This is a genomic window from Streptomyces ureilyticus, from assembly GCF_011045025.1.
GTDB lineage: Bacteria > Actinomycetota > Actinomycetes > Streptomycetales > Streptomycetaceae > Streptomyces > Streptomyces ureilyticus.
Window position 1 is genome coordinate 1 of the sequence record NZ_JAAKZX010000192.1, and the last position, 17,843, is coordinate 17,843.

At 72.8% G+C, this 17,843-nt stretch carries 15 protein-coding genes; 9 read left to right on the top strand and 6 right to left on the bottom strand.

Annotated elements, in window-relative coordinates; genetic code table 11:
- The 3 genes from G6048_RS37815 to G6048_RS37825 form a co-directional block, all read right to left on the bottom strand.
- On the bottom strand, window positions 1–1,028 hold a 1,028-nt coding region (locus tag G6048_RS37815; protein WP_165344122.1), incomplete at its 3' end, for an ABC transporter ATP-binding protein.
- A gap of 19 nt (window positions 1,029–1,047) precedes the next feature.
- Window positions 1,048–2,595 carry an ABC transporter permease gene (locus G6048_RS37820; protein ID WP_165344123.1) on the bottom strand — a complete coding sequence of 516 codons (1,548 nt, stop codon included), beginning with the start codon at window positions 2,593–2,595 and terminating at the stop codon, window positions 1,048–1,050.
- A gap of 131 nt (window positions 2,596–2,726) precedes the next feature.
- Window positions 2,727–3,776 (bottom strand): iron ABC transporter substrate-binding protein, encoded by a 1,050-nt coding sequence (locus G6048_RS37825; RefSeq protein WP_165344124.1) that lies wholly within the window; start codon window positions 3,774–3,776, stop codon window positions 2,727–2,729.
- Between the two features lie 313 nt (window positions 3,777–4,089).
- Here G6048_RS37825 and G6048_RS51620 point away from each other — a divergent pair, with 313 nt between their 5' ends.
- Window positions 4,090–6,723 (top strand): AMP-binding protein, encoded by a 2,634-nt coding sequence (locus G6048_RS51620; protein ID WP_165344125.1) that lies wholly within the window; start codon window positions 4,090–4,092, stop codon window positions 6,721–6,723.
- A 31-nt stretch (window positions 6,724–6,754) separates the two neighbouring features.
- Here the strand turns inward: G6048_RS51620 and G6048_RS37835 are convergent, their stop codons facing one another.
- Both G6048_RS37835 and G6048_RS37840 read right to left on the bottom strand, forming a co-directional pair.
- Complete coding sequence (locus G6048_RS37835; RefSeq protein WP_165344126.1) at window positions 6,755–7,639, bottom strand: spermidine synthase; 885 nt, start codon at window positions 7,637–7,639, stop codon at window positions 6,755–6,757.
- Between the two features lie 56 nt (window positions 7,640–7,695).
- Entirely contained in the window at window positions 7,696–8,202 is a 507-nt protein-coding gene (locus G6048_RS37840) for a hypothetical protein (RefSeq protein ID WP_235990885.1), read from the bottom strand.
- A gap of 284 nt (window positions 8,203–8,486) precedes the next feature.
- Here G6048_RS37840 and G6048_RS37845 point away from each other — a divergent pair, with 284 nt between their 5' ends.
- Window positions 8,487–10,004 (top strand): hypothetical protein, encoded by a 1,518-nt coding sequence (locus tag G6048_RS37845; protein ID WP_165344127.1) that lies wholly within the window; start codon window positions 8,487–8,489, stop codon window positions 10,002–10,004.
- Between the two features lie 49 nt (window positions 10,005–10,053).
- Here G6048_RS37845 and G6048_RS37850 read toward each other — a convergent pair whose 3' ends face one another.
- Window positions 10,054–10,650: a histidine phosphatase family protein gene (locus G6048_RS37850; protein ID WP_165344128.1), complete on the bottom strand. Its 597-nt coding sequence runs from the start codon at window positions 10,648–10,650 to the stop codon at window positions 10,054–10,056.
- A 215-nt stretch (window positions 10,651–10,865) separates the two neighbouring features.
- On the opposite strand from G6048_RS37850, the gene G6048_RS50360 reads away from it, so the two are divergent.
- From G6048_RS50360 to G6048_RS37885, 7 genes are all read left to right on the top strand, one after another.
- Entirely contained in the window at window positions 10,866–12,092 is a 1,227-nt protein-coding gene (locus G6048_RS50360; RefSeq protein WP_235990886.1) for a phosphatase PAP2 family protein, read from the top strand.
- Window positions 12,037–13,194 (top strand): hypothetical protein, encoded by a 1,158-nt coding sequence (locus G6048_RS37860; protein ID WP_165344134.1) that lies wholly within the window; start codon window positions 12,037–12,039, stop codon window positions 13,192–13,194. The genes G6048_RS50360 and G6048_RS37860 overlap by 56 nt, the downstream gene beginning before the upstream one ends.
- 298 nt (window positions 13,195–13,492) lie before the next feature.
- Window positions 13,493–15,115 (top strand): hypothetical protein, encoded by a 1,623-nt coding sequence (locus tag G6048_RS37865; protein WP_165344129.1) that lies wholly within the window; start codon window positions 13,493–13,495, stop codon window positions 15,113–15,115.
- Window positions 15,112–16,455, top strand: a complete 1,344-nt coding sequence (locus G6048_RS37870; protein WP_165344130.1) for an AAA domain-containing protein — start codon at window positions 15,112–15,114, stop codon at window positions 16,453–16,455. Before G6048_RS37865 ends, G6048_RS37870 begins: the two co-directional genes overlap by 4 nt.
- A 60-nt stretch (window positions 16,456–16,515) precedes the next feature.
- Window positions 16,516–16,671, top strand: a complete 156-nt coding sequence (locus tag G6048_RS37875; protein ID WP_165344131.1) for a hypothetical protein — start codon at window positions 16,516–16,518, stop codon at window positions 16,669–16,671.
- An 81-nt stretch (window positions 16,672–16,752) separates the two neighbouring features.
- A complete protein-coding gene (locus G6048_RS37880) occupies window positions 16,753–17,130 on the top strand; it encodes a hypothetical protein (RefSeq protein ID WP_165344132.1) in 378 nt (125 codons plus the stop codon).
- 207 nt (window positions 17,131–17,337) lie between these two features.
- A partial coding sequence (locus G6048_RS37885) for a hypothetical protein (protein ID WP_235990888.1) occupies window positions 17,338–17,843 on the top strand: 506 nt, incomplete at its 3' end.

Consider the following 17,843-nt stretch of genomic DNA (forward strand, 5'->3'; position numbering starts at 1 on the left):
CCCACAATCCGCACCCCCGTCTCCTCCCCCGGCCGCACCCGCAGCGGGCCCGCGACCCGGATGCCGACCGGGGCGTCGTGGCCGTCGACGGACACGGTGACCATGGCGTCGTGGCCGTAGTAGCAGACGTCGGTCACCGTGCCCCGTGCCGCGTCTTCCGCGGTGGGGTCGGTGAGGCGGAGCTGTTCCGGGCGGAGCAGGACCGTGCCGGTACGCAGGCCCGTGGGCGGGGCGCCCAGGGGCACGGTGCCCAGCGGGGTGCGGGCCGTGCCGTCGGTTTCGAGCGTGCCGGGGAGCAGGACGGCGTCGCCCACGAAGTCGGCGACCCAGGGGTCGGCGGGGCGCCGGTAGAGATCCTGCGGGGTGGCGCACTGGGCGACGCGGCCGTCGCGGACGACGGCGACGAGGTCGGCGGTGGACAGCGCCTCCTGCTGGTCGTGGGTGACCAGCACGGCCGTGGCTCCCGTCGCGCGCAGCGCCGTCCGCACGTCGGCCCGTACTCCCGCCCGTAGCGCGCTGTCGAGAGCGTTGAACGGCTCGTCCAGCAGCACCAGTTGAGGGCGCGGGGCGAGCGCCCGGGCGAGGGCGACGCGTTGCTGCTGGCCGCCCGACAGTTCGTGCGGCATGCGGTCGCCGTAGCCTGCCAGGCCGACCAGTTCCAGCATCTCTTCCGTGCGGCGGCGCCGCTCGGCCCGGTCCACACCCTTCAGGCCGAAGGTCACGTTGTGCGCCACGCTCAGGTGCGGGAACAGCGCGCCCTCTTGCGGGACGATGCCGACGCGGCGCCGCTCGGGTGGCACATGGACGCCCGCACCCGGGCCGGTCAGGACCCGGTCGCCCACCCGTACCGTGCCCGCGTCGGCGCGCAGGAAGCCGGCGACGATGCGCAGCAGGGTCGTCTTGCCGCAGCCGGAGGGGCCGAGGACGGCCGCCAGGGCGCCGGTCGGCACGGTCAGGTCCAGCCCTCTCAGGACGGGGTCGCCGTCCCCGTACGACTTGGTCAGCCCTTCGACATGGAGCTCGTTCATGTGCGGCGCCTGTCTGTGTTCACGTGCGGTGTCTCCCCAGGAGGTACGAAGGGACGGCCGCCAGCAGGATCAGCGCGGCCGCGTAGGGGGCGGCCGCCGCGAAGGAGCCGGCGCCCGTTTCGGTCCAGAGGCGGGTGGCCAGGGTGTCCATGCCGGTGGGGCGCAGGAGGAGGGTGGCGGGCAACTCCTTCATGCAGACCACGAACGTGAGTGCCGCCCCCGCCGCCACCCCCGGCGCGGCCAGCGGCACGGTCACCTCGCGCAGGACCTGCCACGGCCGCCGCCCCAGCGACCGGGCCACGTCCTCCAGCACGGGTGGCGCCTGGAGCACGGCGGCCCGCGTGGCGGCCACCGCGACCGGCAGGAAGAGGACCGCGTACGCGCAGACCAGGAGCGGGAGTTGCTGGTACAGGGGGTACGCGTAGCGGACCGCGAAGAAGACCAGGGAGAGGGCGACCGTGATTCCGGGCAGCGCATGGCCCGCGTACGCCGCCTGCTCCAGCAGGCGCGCGCCGCGCCCCCGGTGCCGGGCGGCGATCACCCCGACGGGCAGGGCGAGGGCCGTGGTGAGGGCGGCCCCGGCCGCGGCGACGGTGAGCGTGGCCCACGCGGTGTCCGCGATCGCGCCCAGGTCCCAGGTGGCCGAACTCCCGGCGGTCAGCCAGTACGCGAGGGTGCCGAGCGGGAAGACGATGGCCACGGCCACGACCGCCCCGCACCACAGCAACGCGGGCGGTCCCCACCGGCCCAGTGCCATCGGTACGGCCGGGCGGGCGGTGCCGGTGCCGGTCCTTGCGTGCCCGGCGCGTCCGCGCGTACGGGCCTCGGCGGCGACCAGGGCCACCGTCATCACCACCAGCACGACGCTGAGCGCGGCGGCCGGGGTGCGGTCGAAGGACGCGCGGTACGAGGTGTGGATGGCGCGGGTGAAGGTGTCGTACCGCATCAGTGAGACCGCGCCGAAGTCGGAGAGCACATACAGCGCGACGAGCAGCCCGCCGCCCGCCGCGGCCGGTCGCAGTTGCGGCAGGGTGACCCGCAGGAAGGTCGCCGCCGGGCCGTGGCCGAGGGAGCGTGAGGCCTCCTCCTGCGCGGGGTCGATGCCGCGCAGCGCGGCGGCTACCGGCAGGTGGACGTACGGGAAGCTGACCAGGGTCAGGGCGAGTGCGGCGCCCGCGAAACCGGCGAGTCCGGGGGCGGCGGACAGCCAGGCGAAGGCGGCGACGTAACTGGGTACCGCCAGCGGCAGCGTGGCCAGCACCGACCAGGCGCGGGCGCCGGGCAGGGCGGTGCGTACGGTCAGCCAGGCCAGCGAGACGCCCAGCACCAGGCTGGCCGCGACGACCACGGCGGTGAGGCCGAGGCTGCGGCCGAGCAGGTGCAGGGTGCGTTCGTCGGCGACGACGTCCCAGGCGTAACCGGGGCCGCGTTCGAGGGCGCGGACGGCGAGATAGCCGAGCGGGAGCAGGGCGAAGAGGGCCGCCACGCAGGCGGGGACGAGCAGGACGAGGGGTGGTCTGGGCCCGGCCGCGATACGGAACGACCGGGCGCCGAGCGCCTTTTGCACCGTACGGAAACGGGGCGGCTCCCCGCCTGTCCGGGACCGGCGGGTTAGCTCTCCGCCTGTCCGGGACCGACGTGCCCCGGGCGCCCCACTGCTCGTGTCGGGGCGCCCGGACTGCGATGTGGTCACAGCCGTCAGACCAGCCCGACGTCCTGGAGCATGGCCAGGGTCTCCTGGAGGGACTCCAGCTTGCCGAGGTCGATGTCGGGCGACTCGAGGGAGTCGAACGGCGGCAGGCCCTCGACGGTGCTGGTGACGCCCGCGGCCAGCGGGTACTCCATGGTCTTGTCGGCGAAGTAGGTCTGCGCCTCCTCCGACAGCAGGAAGTCGACGGCCTTCTGGGCGGTCTCGCTCTGCCCGCTGTCCTTGAGGACGCCCGCCCCGGCGACGTTGATCAGCGCGCCGGGGTCCTTGCCGGGCAGGAAGTGCAGCTTGGAGTTGACCTTGTCCTCGCCCTTCTCGGCGACCCGCTCGTACCAGTAGTAGTGGTTGACAAGGCCGAGGGAGACCTCGCCGGCCTCGACCCCGTCCAGAGTGGCGAGGTTGTGCGCGTAGGTCTTGGCGCCGTTGTCCTTCAGCGCCTTCAGCCACTCACGGGTCGCGTCGTCGCCCTCCAGTACGCGCATGCCGGTGACGAAGGCCTGGAAAGAGGCGTTGGTGGGCGCGAAGCCGACCTTGCCCTTCCACTCGGGCTTCACCACGTCGTGGACGCTGTCCGGGACGTCGCCCTCGGCGACCTGGTCCGGGTTGTACGCGATCACGCGGGCGCGCCCGGAGAGGCCCACCCAGTCGCCGTCGGCGCTCCGGTAGGCCTTGTCGACCTTGTCCAGTTGCTCCTGCGGGAGCTTCGCCAGCATCCCCTCCTTGGCGAGGGCGCCGAGCGCTCCGGCGTCCTGGGAGAAGAACAGTCCGGCCTTGGTGCGGTCGCCCTCCTCCAGGATCTGCGCGGCCAGCTCGGCGCTGTCGCCGTAGCGCACCTCGACCTTGGTGCCGACTGCCTTCTCCAGCTTGTCGAGGATCGGCTTGACCAGCTTCTCGTTGCGGCCGGAGTAGATGACGAGAGCGGAGTCGCCGCCCTCCCCCGGGCTGCTCTTGTCGTCGTCGGAGCCGCAGGCGGCGAGGGCGGGGAGCAGCAGGCCGGCCGCGACGAGCGCGGTGATTCGGCCAGCCAGAGGGCGTCGCATGAGGGTGCCTTCCTGCGTGGCTCGCCGCGACGGCCGCAGGTCGCGTCGTCGGGCGGCGAGCGGCGTAGTGACGCTTTTTAGCCAACTGTGAACATGCTATGAATAAGGTAAACCTTGCCTAAGCGTCAAGGGATCTGTGTTACCGGCGGACCCTGCCGGCGGAAAGGCGCGCACCGTGATCGACCCCTTCGGGCCCCTAAAGGCGCCGCCCACCGTTTCCCTTTCCATCCCGTCAGCCGCCCCGCCCGCCCCGGTCCCCTTTCCGGAACCGCCCGTACGTCCGCACAGCGCGCCACCCGTACGTCCGCACGGCGTGCCGTTCGCGCGGGAACTCGCGGCGTACGGCGACCGCGTCGCGCTGATCACCCCGGACGGGGAGCTCTCCTACCGTCGGCTGGCGGAACGCGTGGCCGCCACCGCCGAGCGCCTCGGCCCCGTACGCCGACTGGTGCTGCTGGCCGGCGCCAACCGGGCCGACGCCCTCGTCGTCCACCTCGCCGCCCTCTCCGCTGGCCACCCCGTACTGCTCGTCCCCGGCGACAACGACCGCGCGATACGCGCCCTGACCGCCGCGTACGACCCGGACGTGGTGGCCCGGCCGGACGACGACGGCACCTGGACCCTCGACGAGCGGCACCACGGCAGCAGCCACACCCTCCACCCGGATCTCGCCCTGCTGTTGAGCACCTCCGGTTCGACCGGCTCACCCAAACTGGTGCGGCTCTCCCACGAGAATGTCCAGGCCAACGCCGAGTCCATAGCCACGTACCTCGGCATCTCCGACACCGACCGCGCGGCCACGACCCTCCCCATGCACTACTGCTACGGCCTGTCGGTGGTCCACAGCCACCTGCTGCGCGGCGCCGGGCTGATCCTGACGGACCGTTCGGTGTCGGAGCCGGCCTTCTGGGCGGAGTTCCGCACCGCCCGAGGCACGTCCCTGGCCGGGGTGCCGTACACCTTCGACCTGCTCGACCGGGTCGGCTTCGAGCGAATGCGGCTGCCGCAGCTGCGCCGCGTCACCCAGGCCGGCGGCCGGCTCGCACCCGAACGCGTCGCACGGTACGCGGAGTTGGGGCGCCGGTCCGGCTGGGAACTGTTCGTGATGTACGGGCAGACCGAGGCGACGGCCCGTATGGCCTACCTGCCGCCGCACCTCGCCGCCGAGCGCCCGGAAGCCGTCGGGGTGCCGATCCCCGGCGGCTCCTTCCGGCTGCACCCGGTCGACGACCAGGGTGATCCCGAAGTCGGCGAACTGGGCGATCCCGGAATCGGTGAACTGGTCTACTCGGGCCCGAACGTGATGCTCGGCTACGCCGAGAGCCCGGCCGACCTCTCCCTCGGCCGCACCGTACGGGAGCTGCACACGGGGGACCTGGCCCGGCGCGCACCCGATGGCCTCTACGAAATCGTGGGCCGCCGCAGCCGGTTCGTGAAGATCCTTGGTCTGCGGATCGACCCACAGCGGGTCGAGGCGCTGCTGGAGCGGCACGGGGTCACCGCATCCTGCACGGCGGACGGCGACGCGCTGGCTGTGGCCGCGCGGGGGGACAAGGCCGCCGATGGTGACCGGCTGCGGCGCCTGGTGGCCGGCGAGTGCGGAATCCCGGTCCGCGCGATACGGGTCCAGGTCCTCGCCGAACTCCCGCGGCTCGCCGCGGGCAAGCCCGACTACGAGGCCGTACGACAGCTGACGCGCCCGGCACCGCAGGAGGCGGAAGAGGCGGCCGGGCTCGCCAGGGACTTGTGCCGGCTCTACGCCGAGATCCTCGACCGGGCCGATGCCACCGAGGACAGCAGCTTCGTGAGCCTGGGCGGCGACTCGCTGTCCTACGTCGAGATGTCCCTGCGGCTGGAGGAGGCACTCGGCGGGCTTCCCACCGACTGGCATACGAAGCCGATCCGCGAATTGCGTGCCCTGGCAGCTCCCGTGCCGGAACGGGCAGGGGCGGGAGCGGGCGGAGTCCCGGCAGCCGGAGCCGCCAAACGGCCGGCCCGGTGGAACGGATGGCCCAGTACCCGTACCCGCGGCCCAGAGTCGCCGCAGACCTCGCGGCCCTCACGGTCCTGGCGCACCCGTCGCACGCTGGAAACCGGCGTAGCCCTGCGCGCAGTCGGGATCGTTCTGATCGTCGCCTCGCACATACCCTTCTTCTCCCTCCAGGGCGGCGCGCATGTGCTGATCGGCGTCGCGGGCTTCAACTTCGCCCGCTTCCATCTCACCGGGGCCGAACGCCGCGCACGCCTACGGCACCTGTGGCGCGGCATCGCCCGCGTCGCCCTGCCGAGTGTGGCGTGGATCGCCGGCGCGGTGGCGCTGACCGGCCTCTACGACCCGGCCAACGCCCTGCTGCTGAACAGCCTCCTCGACCAGGGAACCGAACGCCACGAATGGCACTACTGGTTCGTGGAGGCGCTGGTCTACATCCTGGTCGTCCTCGCCGTACTGATGGCGGTCCCCCTGCTGGACCGGCTGGAGCGGCGGTACGCGTTCGGGGTGCCACTGGCGCTTTTGGCGGTCGGGATGATCGGCCGTTACGACCTGCCGGACCTGGCACCCGCCCGCTTCCACCTCGGACCGACCGTGGTCTTCTGGCTGTTCGCGCTGGGGTGGGCCGCCGCGCGGGCGACCACCGTGCGACAGCGGTCGCTGCTGACGGCGGTACTCCTGCTCGCACTCCCGGGCCTCTTCAACGACCAGCCGCTGCGCACCACGCTCGTAGTGGCCGGTCTGACGCTGCTGATCTGGATGCCGACGCTGCCCAGCCTGGGCCCGCTCAACCGGATCGCGGGCATCCTGGCCAGCAGCTCGCTCTACATCTACCTGACGCACTTTCAGGTCTATCCCCACGTCCCGGACGACTTCCCGCTTCTGGCGCTCTTCGCCTCCCTGGCCGTCGGCATCGGGTACGCGGCCGTGGCGACGCGGGTGATCAGGCGGCTGTGACGCCTTGTGCCGCCGTGCCGTCGGTTTCGAATCAGCGGAACGCCGAGGGCGGTGGCGCCGGTGATGCCACCGCCGCCGCGTCCGTGACGGCCGCGGCGCCGCCGGTGAAATCGACCAGCGTTCTGCCGTGTTCGACCCTCGCGGGGTGCGGGTCAGAGGCGGCGCGGCGGGTCAGCTCGGCGATCGGGAGCGGGTGGTCGGAGGCTACGAGGACCGCGTTGCCGAAGCGTTTGCCGCGCAGTACGGCCGGGTCGGCGACCAGGGCCAGCTCCGGGAAGACGCCCGCGGCCGTGGCGATCTGCCCGCGCAGGTGGGCCAGCGGCGGACCGTCGGCGAGGTTGGCCTCGTAGACGCCGCCCGCCTTGACGACCCTGCGGACGTCGTCGAGGAACTCGGTGGAGGTCAGATGCGCGGGCGTACGCGCCCCGCTGAACACGTCCGCGATGACGAGGTCAGCCCAGCCGTCCGGCACCTTGGCGAGCCCTTCGCGGGCGTCGGCGGACCGTACGCGGATGCGGGCGTTCGGGTCCAACGGCAGCTCGCGACGGACCAGTTGGACGAGGGCGGCGTCGCGTTCGACGGCCTGCTGGGTGGAGCGGGGGCGGGTGGCGGCGACGTAGCGGGCGAGGGTGAGGGCGCCGCCGCCGAGGTGCACGGCGTGCACGGGCCTGCCCGGCGGGGCGACGAGGTCGATGACGTGGCCGAGGCGGCGCTGGTACTCGAATTTCAGATACGCCGGGTCGTCGAGGTCCACGTACGACTGCGGGGCGCCGTCGATGAACAGCGACCATGCACGCGCCCGGTCCCGGTCGGGCATCAGCTCGGCGAGCCCGCCGTCGACTTCGGCGACGACGGGTTGCGCCGCCCGTCGCTCGCCTGACCGCTTGGTCCTCGGCTTCGCCTTCGCCCTTGCCATCAGGCCATTATCGGGGCGTACGGGCGGGGCGACTCAGCGAGGGCCGAGGTCCTCGGTCAGCGGCAGTTGTCCGCCGCCTCGATCAAGCGAGCCGCCTCGTCCAGCGCCGCCCGCAGCACGACCGGGTCCGTGGCGAGCTCGGAGTCCTCCGGGGGCAGGAGCCAGTCGGAGCCCTCGACGGGCGGCTCACCGGACCCGGCGCCCGAGTCCTCGGAGGCCGCGGCCTCAGCGATGAGGCTGACGCCCCGCCCGTCGGTCTGCGTGCACGTGCTGCCCGGCACATCCCAGGCGTCGGCCGTGCCCGGCGGTACCAGGAAGCCGAGGGTGTCGCAGCTGTCGTCGTGCAGGACGGGGCCCACGGCCTCCGAGGAACCCCGTCGCAGGATGTCGACGGCCTCCAGTCCCTGCCGCGTCGGGACGGTGACGAGGTCACAGGGATCGCCGAGATCGCCGAGATCACCCGAGTCACCGGGGTCCGCCTGCCCCGCGCCGCCGGGCGGGGGCGGGGGCGGCGCCTCTGTCGCGAGCGGCGCACGGCGATCGATGCTCTGTCTGGTCTCCATCGCGGCCTCCATATGGAACCCCTCCTCGATCGAACTCACCGCATGGTTCAACGCCCCCGGACGTCAACGGCTACGGCGCAACACAGCCGCAAAGGATGGCAGTTCATGGCAGATCATGGATGAGATATCCGGTTTGTAGCCAAACCTCGCGTGGTCGACTCGTCACAGCGGGTACGTTCTTGCCCGCCGGAAACCTGGGCGGGGACGTGATCGACCCCAGCGGGAAGTGATCAACTCGCCCTGGCTCCGGCATGGTTCGACGGTTCGCGAGAGAGGGCCCGGCCATGGCGTCGTACACGACGACCTCGTCGTCCCAGTCACCTCCGCCACCGCGGCCGAACCTCGCCTTCCGGGAGCTGCGCGGGCAGCGCTCGCCGGGCGAGTTCGCCGCGGCGGTGCGACGGGCCGCGCGGGAGATCGGGGAGCGGGTGAGCTGCGACGCGCGCTATGTGGGGCGCGTCGAGGCGGGGGAGATCCGCTGCCCGAACTACGCGTACGAGCGGGTGTTCCTGCATATGTTCCCCGGCCGGTCGCTGACCGACCTGGGCTTCGCGCCCCGCTCATCGGTACGCGGACGCGGGGCGCGCGCCACGGACGAGGCGCTCCCCTCGCGCACCACGAGCCCGACGTACGCCCCGCATGAGACGGATGGGGCGCACGAGCCGTATGAAACGCAGGACGCGGAATACACCTGCGGGACGCACGACACGTACGGCATGCAAGACACGTACGGAACGGAAGACCCGTACGAGTACCACGATCAGAACCACGAGGAGAGCGACGTGCAGCGTCGCGCATTCATGACCGGAGGCACCGCCACCGTGGCGGTCGCCTCCCTGGGCCCCCTGGGGCTCACGTTCGGCGGCCCCGCCGCCGCGGCGGACCGTCCCGTGCGCCGGGTCGGTGAGGCCGAGGCGGGCGCGCTCGAAGAGGCCGTACGGCAGATCCGGCTGCTCGACGACCGGCACGGAGCGGACGGGCTGTACCGGAGGGCGGCGGCTCCGCTGCGGGCCGCGTACTCCCTGCTGGATGCGGACGCGACCCGGCGGGCGACCGCGGAGCGGCTGCACTCGGGGGCGGGTGAACTGGCCATCTCCGTGGGCTGGCTGGCGCACGATTCGGGGCGCTTCGGTGATGCGCGCTCGCACTACGCGGAGGCCCTGGCCACCGCCCGGGTGGCCGGGGACCCGGCCCTGGAGGCGCATGCCTTCTGCAATACGTCCTTCCTGGCGCGCGACGCGGGACGCCCGCGTGAGGCGGTGCGGGCGGCGCAGGCCGCGCAGCGCGTCGCGCGTCCGCTGGGTTCGGCCCGGCTCCTGTCGCTGCTCGCCATGCGTGAGGCGGGCGGCTGGGCCGGGCTCGCCGACCGCACCGGCTGCGAGCGGGCGCTCGCCCGCGCCCACGCGCTGTTCGACCGCGGGGCCTGCGACGCCGACCCGGAGTGGATGAGCTTCTACGGAGCGGCCGAACTGGCCGGCCTGGAGGCCCAGTGCTGGTCGACGCTCGGCGACTGGCCGCGCGCGGCCCACCACGCCCGGCGCGCGGCCCGCCTCCAGGACCCCCACTTCACGCGCAACATCGCGCTCTACACCGCCGAACTCGCCGACGACCTGGCCCGCGCCGGCCACCCCGACGAGGCCGCCACAGCCGGACTGCGCGTACTCGACCTTCTCAACGAGGTGCAGTCCTCACGCGTCCAGACGATGCTCGCGGGCACGGCCCGGGTACTTCTGCCGCATCGACGCGCGACGGGGGTGTCGGACTTCCTGGAACGGCACGCGGCGCTGGCGCGAACCGCATAGGGCAGACGGTTTACGCGCTCCTGGGGCGCTTTACGTAGGCACCTGACCGTTACGCGGTCAGGTGCCCGCAGTCGTTCCACGTCTCGATCGCGGGCTCTCCGTAGGCCCAGCCGAGCACCGACAGGGACGTCGGGTTGAGGCGGATCCGGGCCGCGAAGTCCAGGTCCAGGCCGAGCCAGCGGGCGCCTATGGAGCGCAGGATGTGGCCGTGCGCGAAGACGAGCACATCGCGGTCGGCGGAGCGCGCCCACGCCACCACCTCGTCCGCGCGCCGGGAGATCTCGGTGAGGGTCTCGCCCTGGGGCACCCCGTCGCGCCAGATCAGCCAGCCGGGCCGCCCCGCCTGGATCTCGGCGGGTGTCTGGCCCTCGTACGCGCCGTAATCCCACTCCATGAGCGTGTCCCAGGCGGCCGCCCGGTCTGCGAACCCGGCGAGTTCGCAGGTCTCACGCGCGCGTGCCAGCGGACTCGTACGCACCTCGACCCCGGGGAGCGCGTCGAACGGCGCCCGGTGCAGTCGCTCCCCGAGCAGCTTGGCTCCGCGCCTGCCCTCCTCCAGGAGAGGAATGTCGGTCCTGCCGGTGTGCTTGCCGGCCAGTGACCATTCGGTCTGTCCGTGCCGGGCCAGCAGGATGCGCGGTGCCATGAGTTCGGCCTCCGGTGGGCTCAGGAATGGATCAGAGATGGATCAGAAACAACTCACTGGTGAATCGCTCCATCATCGCCCAGGCTGCTTCGAGGCAACCCGCTGGGCGATCTCTGCGTCTTGGAGGACCGAGGCGCCCCGTTCAGGCGTTCGCATAGGTTGGACCTTGGGGCGTGGCGCATCGGCCACGGGGAGAGAAGGGGGAGGGCGATCGGATGCGGCGGACCGATGTACCGGGCACCGAGGCGGCATCGAGCGCCCGGCCCCGCTGGTGGGCGGAGCTGCCGCTGATCCTCCTGGTGTACGCCGTGTACTCGGCCGGCCGGCTGCTCGCGCGCGGGGACGTGACCACCGCCGTGGACCACGGTCTGGAGATCCTGCGCATCGAGAAGGTCTTCTACCTCAACGCCGAGCACCCGCTGAACCGCCTCTTCACCCGCGAGCCCTGGATCGGCATACCCGCCGACTTCTGGTACGCGTCGCTGCACTACATGGTCACGCCCGCCGTCCTGGTATGGATCTTCCGGTCGCGGACCGTGCGCTACAGAGCGGCCCGCACCTGGCTGTTGACCTCCACGTTCATCGGCCTGATCGGCTTCACGCTGCTGCCCACCTGCCCGCCCCGGCTGCTGTCCGCGAGCCACGGCTTCGTCGACACGATGGCCCAGTACAGCGACTACGGCTGGTGGGGCGGCGAGGCGAGCGCGCCGCGGGGCCTGGGCGGCATGACCAACCAGTACGCGGCGATGCCGAGCCTGCACGTCGGATGGGCGCTGTGGTGCGGGGTCATGCTGTGGCGGTACGGCGGCACGCGGCTCGCCAAGGTCGCGGGGGTCGCGTACCCCCTGATCACCACGATCGTGGTGATGGGCACCGCCAACCACTATTTCCTCGACGCGCTCGCGGGCGCCGCCGTGATGGGCGTCGGCCTGCTGCTGACCCGGCCGGTACTACGGCTGGCGGACCTGGCTCGGGAGCGGTACGGCATACGGATACGGACACGGATACAGCTGCTCGCCCGGGTCCGGACAGCGGTCACGCCGGGTTCGACACCGGTCCGGTCCGGCTCCGCACCGGTCACGGCATCGGGATCGACATCGGGCACATCACCGGGCCCGACACCCGTCACTGCGCCGTTCCCGGAATCGGACCGGAGATCTGTTCCGGAATCAGACCGGAGATCCGCTCCGGAATCGGTTCGGGAATCGATCCCTGATTCAGTCCCCGAATCAGTCCCCGAACCGGTTGCGGCCTCCGTCACAGCAGGCTCGCGAGCCGCAGGCTCCTCAATTGTCAGTGGCGGATGCCAGACTTCCCCGGGTGAGCGATTTCCGCGACAGCGCAAGGTCAGTGCCGGCCCCGGTCCCGGTGCCGAGCAGGGAGCCGATCCCGAAGCAAGTCCCGCCGACGCGGGGGACGAGACTCCGGCAGCGGCTCGCTGAGCTGCGCGGTCCCGCGGTCGCGCCGCAGCCGCTGGACGCCCGTGCCCTCGCGGCACTCGCCGCGAACCCGGGCTGTAAGCGGCGCGCCATCCTCGACGGAGCGGGGGTGAACAAGGCGGCGCTGGCGAGCTCGCTCGGCTCGCCGTCGGCCTTCGGGCAGTCCCAGTTCGCGTTCATGCGGGGCAACGCCTTCGAGGCGCGGGTCAAGGCCGACGGGGGCGCTGAGCTGCTGCGGCTGGTGCACGAGAAGCTGGACGCGGGGTCGGAGCCGCCCGTGGCCGGTCTCGTTCCCGACCTGGCGGCCGTGGGTCCCGAGGGACGTGCGGCCCGTACGGCACTGGCGCTGCGCGAAGCCACCGAGGCCGGCGCCTGGACGCTGCTCGACCACCCCATGCTCGCCCTGGACGTCGCGGGCTCCCCCGCCTACCTGGAGCCGGACGCGGTGGTGGTGCATCCCGACGGAAGCTGGACGGTCGTCGAAATCAAGTCCTTCCCGATGCTGGACGGCTCGGCGGACGCGGCGAAGGTGGGCGCGGCGGCACGCCAGTCCGCGGTCTACGTACTGGCGCTGGAGCGGGTCGCGGACCGCCTCACCCCCGCCCCCGAAGTACGGCACTCGGTGCTCCTGGTCTGCCCGAAGGACTTCTCGAACCTCCCCACCGCCTCCGCCGTCGACGTCCGCAAACAGCGCTCCGTGACCCGCCGCCAGCTGGACCGCCTCACCCGCATCGAGGACATCGCCGACGCCCTCCCGGAGGGCACCTGCTTCGCCCCCGACCTCCCTACCCCCGACCTGACGGCGGCGGTCGAGTCGGTCCCCGCCACGTACGCCCCCGAGTGCCTCTCCACCTGCGAACTCGCCTTCCACTGCCGGGACCGCTCCCGCACCGAGGGCGCGGTGACGTCCCTGGGCCGCTCCCTGCGGGCAGAGCTGGGCGGCCTGACGACGGTCGACGACGTCCTGTCGGCAGCCCGCGGCGACTCCGGCGACCCGGCCGACCCGGCGGTGGCCGCGCTGCGGAGAGCGGCGGAGTTGCGCGCGGAGGCGCTGGGCGGCAGGGAGGGACTGCGGTCCGAGGTGCCGGGGCGTACGCCATGCTGAGCCCATTGCAGCCCCGGTGCAGTCCGTGCCCCTTCAGGGGCGCGGGCCGTAACGCTCTGCGGCCCGCCCGCGTGGGAGCTACCAGCCTCCACGGACCCGCACGTACGACACCGGCCCGCGCGGGCCGTGACTCGATGCGGCTCCGCCGCGAATGGGGGTCCCCCCGCTCGAGCGCAGCCGAGAGTGGGGGAGCGACCAGCCACGACGCGCCCGCAGCCTACGAACCACCGGCGGGAGCGCCCAGCGGCAAGCGCTCAGCACGCCGCGGTACCGCCGCGACCGGCCAGGGGGAAGCCCCATGTCCCTGATCACCACCCTCGCCCGCCTGGAAGCCGTCGACACCGGCCGCGCCCAGCCCCTCGCCACCGTGCGGCACCGGCACCTCTCCGAGCGCCCCCTCGTCTTCGTACCGCTGACCACCGCCGGAGAAGCCGGGGCCCCGCTAGGGGCACTCGTCGGCACCGACCGCGACGCGCCCCGTCTGCTCGTCGTGCCGCAGCCCCGCGACCGGGACCTGCGGTTCGCCTTCCTCGCCGAGCTGGCCGGCGTCGTGCTGCCGTACATCGACGCCTGCGGCGAGGACGTCGAGGCCGCCGAACGCACCGAGACCGACCCGGAGACCGGGAAGCGGGTCAAGGTCGAGGTCGAACTGTGCGCGGACGCACCGCAGTTGATCGTGCCGAGCCGGGCCGGCATCGAGTTCGTACGGCTCCTCGGGCGCTCCATGCGCTTCCGCCGCACCGCCGAGCAGGACCCGGAGACGCCCCACCCGGCACCCCCGCACGTACCGCTCCTGGGGCGCTGGCTGACGCACTACGGGGAGCGGGCCCGCGTGCCCGGCTCCGCGCTGCTGCTCGCCCTCACGGACGTAGTGTCGCGGCACTGGGCCACCGGCCAGAGCAGCCTGGAGGACCAGCACCTCGGCGCGCTGCTCGCCTGGATCGACCCACCCGAGAACGAGTCCGGAGCCGAGGCCGCCCTTCGGGCCGAGCTCCGGCGCGACGCCAAGGGTCAGCTCCTGTGCCCGCCCGCCGGACCCGCCACCGACCCGGCGTTCGACAACAAGCTGCTCGCCCCCGCCATCGAGCGCTACGACCGCGCGCGTACGGCACTCGCCGCCGCCGAGGACGGCCTCCAGGCGGACGACCGGCTCGGCGAACTCACCGCCGCCGAGCGCGAGATCCGCGAACTCGTCGACAGCCGCACCCGTCCCACCTGGGACGCGGTATGGCACGGCCTCGACCTGCTGCGCACCCTGCCCGAGGGCACCCACGCCGCCGACCGCTGGACCCGCGACCGCTGGTCGTTCACCGGCCACCGGGACCGCGTCCTCGCCGGCGAGCCCCCGCAGCCGCGCCGCGACGACGCGGTCACCGCCGCGAACAAGCTCGCCACGCGCGAGCGCGAACAGGCCCGCCTGGAAGCACAGGAAGCCCTCGACGACCCGCTCGTCATGGCCGGACGCCGACTCGCCGGTGAGGCCTTCGCGGGCGAGGTCACGGACATCGTCATGGCGTACAGCGAAAGCAAGCGCCCCAGCCCACGCCCCCTCGTGACGATCCGCACGGACGACCGTCCGCACCTCGCCGAGCGCGCCAAGGTGTACCGGTCGCTGGGCGGAAAGCCGCAGGCGGCGGAGTTCGTCGAGTACGTCGAAGGCGAGGCCGACGGCGCCGACATCGACACCGGAGGCAGGAGCATCGTCCTGCGCATCGTCGACAAGATGGGCCGCGGCAAGGAACCCGAGTCCGGTTCCGTCCCCGAGAAGGGCGACCTCGTCTGCTTCACGCTCTTCGAGCACGAGCAGCGGGGCGGCGCGAAGCTGCCCGACCCGGAGGACACGCCCTGGACGCACGGCGGCCCACCGGGCGAGGCGACGCATCCGCCGGCCGACCCGGTGACCGAGGAGGACGTCCTGTGACGACCACGACCGCCGTGTTCGACCCCGGCGCCGAAGCCACCCGCGCCACCGACGCGATCCTGCGCGACACCCTGCACGGGACGCACCGCGGAGTCGTCGTCGACTCCCCTCCCGGCGCCGGCAAGTCCACGCTCGTCGTCCGGGCCGCGCTCGAACTGGCCGACGCCGGACGCCCGTTGATGGTTATCGCGCAGACCAACGCACAGGTCGACGACCTGGTCCTGCGGCTCGCCGAGAAGCGCCCCGGCCTGCCCGTGGGCCGCCTGCACAGCAGCGACCCGGACCCGTACGACAAGGCGCTCGACGACCTGCCGAACGTCCGCAAGTCGGCGAAGGCCGGGGACCTGGCCGGACTCGACGTCGTCATCTCGACGGCCGCCAAGTGGGCCCACGTCAAGGGCGTCGAGCCCTGGGGGCACGCGATCGTCGACGAGGCGTACCAGATGCGCTCGGACGCGCTGCTCGCCGTCGCCGGACTCTTCGAGCGGGCGCTGTTCGTGGGCGACCCGGGCCAGCTGGACCCGTTCGCGATCGTCGGCTCGGAGCAGTGGGCGGGCCTGTCGTACGACCCGTCCGCCTCGGCCGTGACGACGCTGCTCGCCCACAACCCGCAGTTGCCGCAGCACCGCCTCCCCGTGTCCTGGCGGCTCCCGGCGTCGGCGGCGCCGCTGGTGTCGGCCGCGTTCTACCCGTACACCCCGTTCCGCAGCGGCACGGATCACGACGACCGGCGGCTGGACTTCGCGATCCCGTCGGACGGTTCGGGCCCCGACCGCGTCATCGACGAGGCGGCCGAGTCGGGCTGGGGCCTGCTGGAACTCCCGGCCCGCCACACACCTCGTACGGACCCCGAGGCGGTAGGCGCACTGGCCCAGGTCGTACGCCGACTCCTGGACCGAGGCGGCGCGGCCACGTCCGAACGCTCCCCCGACCCCACCCCTCTCACCGCCGACCGCATCGCGGTCGGCACGGCCCACCGCGACCAGGCGGCAGCGGTCCGCTCGGCGCTGTCGGAGCTGGGCGCCGACGACGTGACCGTTGACACGGCCAACCGCCTCCAGGGCCGCGAATACGACGTCACGGTCGTCCTGCACCCCCTCTCCGGCCGCCCCGACGCCACGGCCTTCCACCTGGAAACGGGCCGCCTCTGCGTCCTCGCCTCCCGCCACCGCCACGCCTGCATCGTCATCAGCCGCGCCGGAGTACCCGCCCTCCTGGACGACCACCCCTCCACGGAACCCGTCCAGCTGGGAGTCCCGCTGAAGTTCCCGGACGGCTGGGAAGCGAACCACGCGGTGCTGTCCCACCTGGCAGAACACCGGGTGCCATGGCAGCCGTAACGCAGAGAATCCCCTGCATGAACCCTGGGAATCCCGGCGGCCCGGTGGTGCGTCGCGCGCATGCCTCGGACTGGACCGGACTGGCCGGGATCGACTCCGTCGCGGCAGCGGGCGATGACGCGCGACGCGGCCGGGCTGCCGCACGGTCTGGACGAAGGCGATCCCGAGCTGTTCTACCTGTGCCCGAGTGAGCGGCTGCGCGTCGGGCGGGCCTGAGGCCTACTTGCGCGGTCAAGAGACAATGGACGGTGGCCCACCCACACGGACGGGTCGTCCACCGCATGAGGAGGAGAAGTCATGGCGGAGCAAACGCCGCGTCGGAACGAGCCGCGGCTTCGCCCCGCGCCCCTGCTCTTCGAGCCCGCGGAGGCAGCCTCCGATCCGGAGCATTTCTTCGATCTGGAGTCGATCGACGATCCACGGGCGCTGCTGGACCGCGCCACGGAGCTGACACACGCGTTCCGCGCGGCCACCGACCGTGCCGTCGAGTTCCAGGCGATCGCCGCCGCGCAGCTCGCCGATCCCCGCCGGTTCGACCGGCTCACCCCGGCCGACATCGCCGAGCGGGCGGAGTGGACCGAGGACTACGCGAAGAGAATGGTCGAGTTCGGCCGAGATCTGCTCAGCGGGACGAACGGCAACGGGCTCGGGCATGGAATCGGCGACCTGACCTGAGCCAAGGAGATCTGAGCCGGGGGAGAGACCTGAGCCGGGGCGACCTGAGTCGAGGGACCTGAGCCGGGCGGACCTGAGTCGGGGCAAAGACCCCCCGGCATATGCCGAGCGGGCAAGCTACCCCACTCGCACCCCTCCTGTCCCGATTTCCGGCGACTCCCCGCAATCGACCTCTCACCGCCAGTAGACCTATGCGGCATGAGCGGCATGAGCAGCACAGGCAACCCGGCAGGCACCGTCGCGCCCAGCGCACGTACCGTCGCGCAAGGTGCACTCACCCTCACTTCGGACGGAGCCGCCTGGCTCGCGTCCGCACAGAGCCACCAGCACACCGCCACCGTCGCCGTCCGGAACCGCCGGCCCACCACCCCGGTGGTCCTCCCCTGCGGCTCCGCCTTCGACGTCGTGAACGCCCCCGCGATCTTCGGTCGCCGCATGCTGGACGAGCTGTGGGGCGAGGGACCGGGTTCGGGGCCGGTGGCCGCGTACCGGGGGCGAATGCTCCTGTTCGCGACGCCGGGGACCGCGCAGCGCCTGCCCGCGCTGCTGAAGTGGGAGGAGTGGGGATCCGACGGCGGCGCGGGCCGCAGCCGGGCGATCCCACCCCTGCTCTGCCACGGCCGGGGCGACGCGGTGACGATCCCGCCCGCGGGTGCGTCAGCCACCCCCGCACCCGCTCGCACCCCCGCCCGCTGGCTCGTCGCCCCCGACAC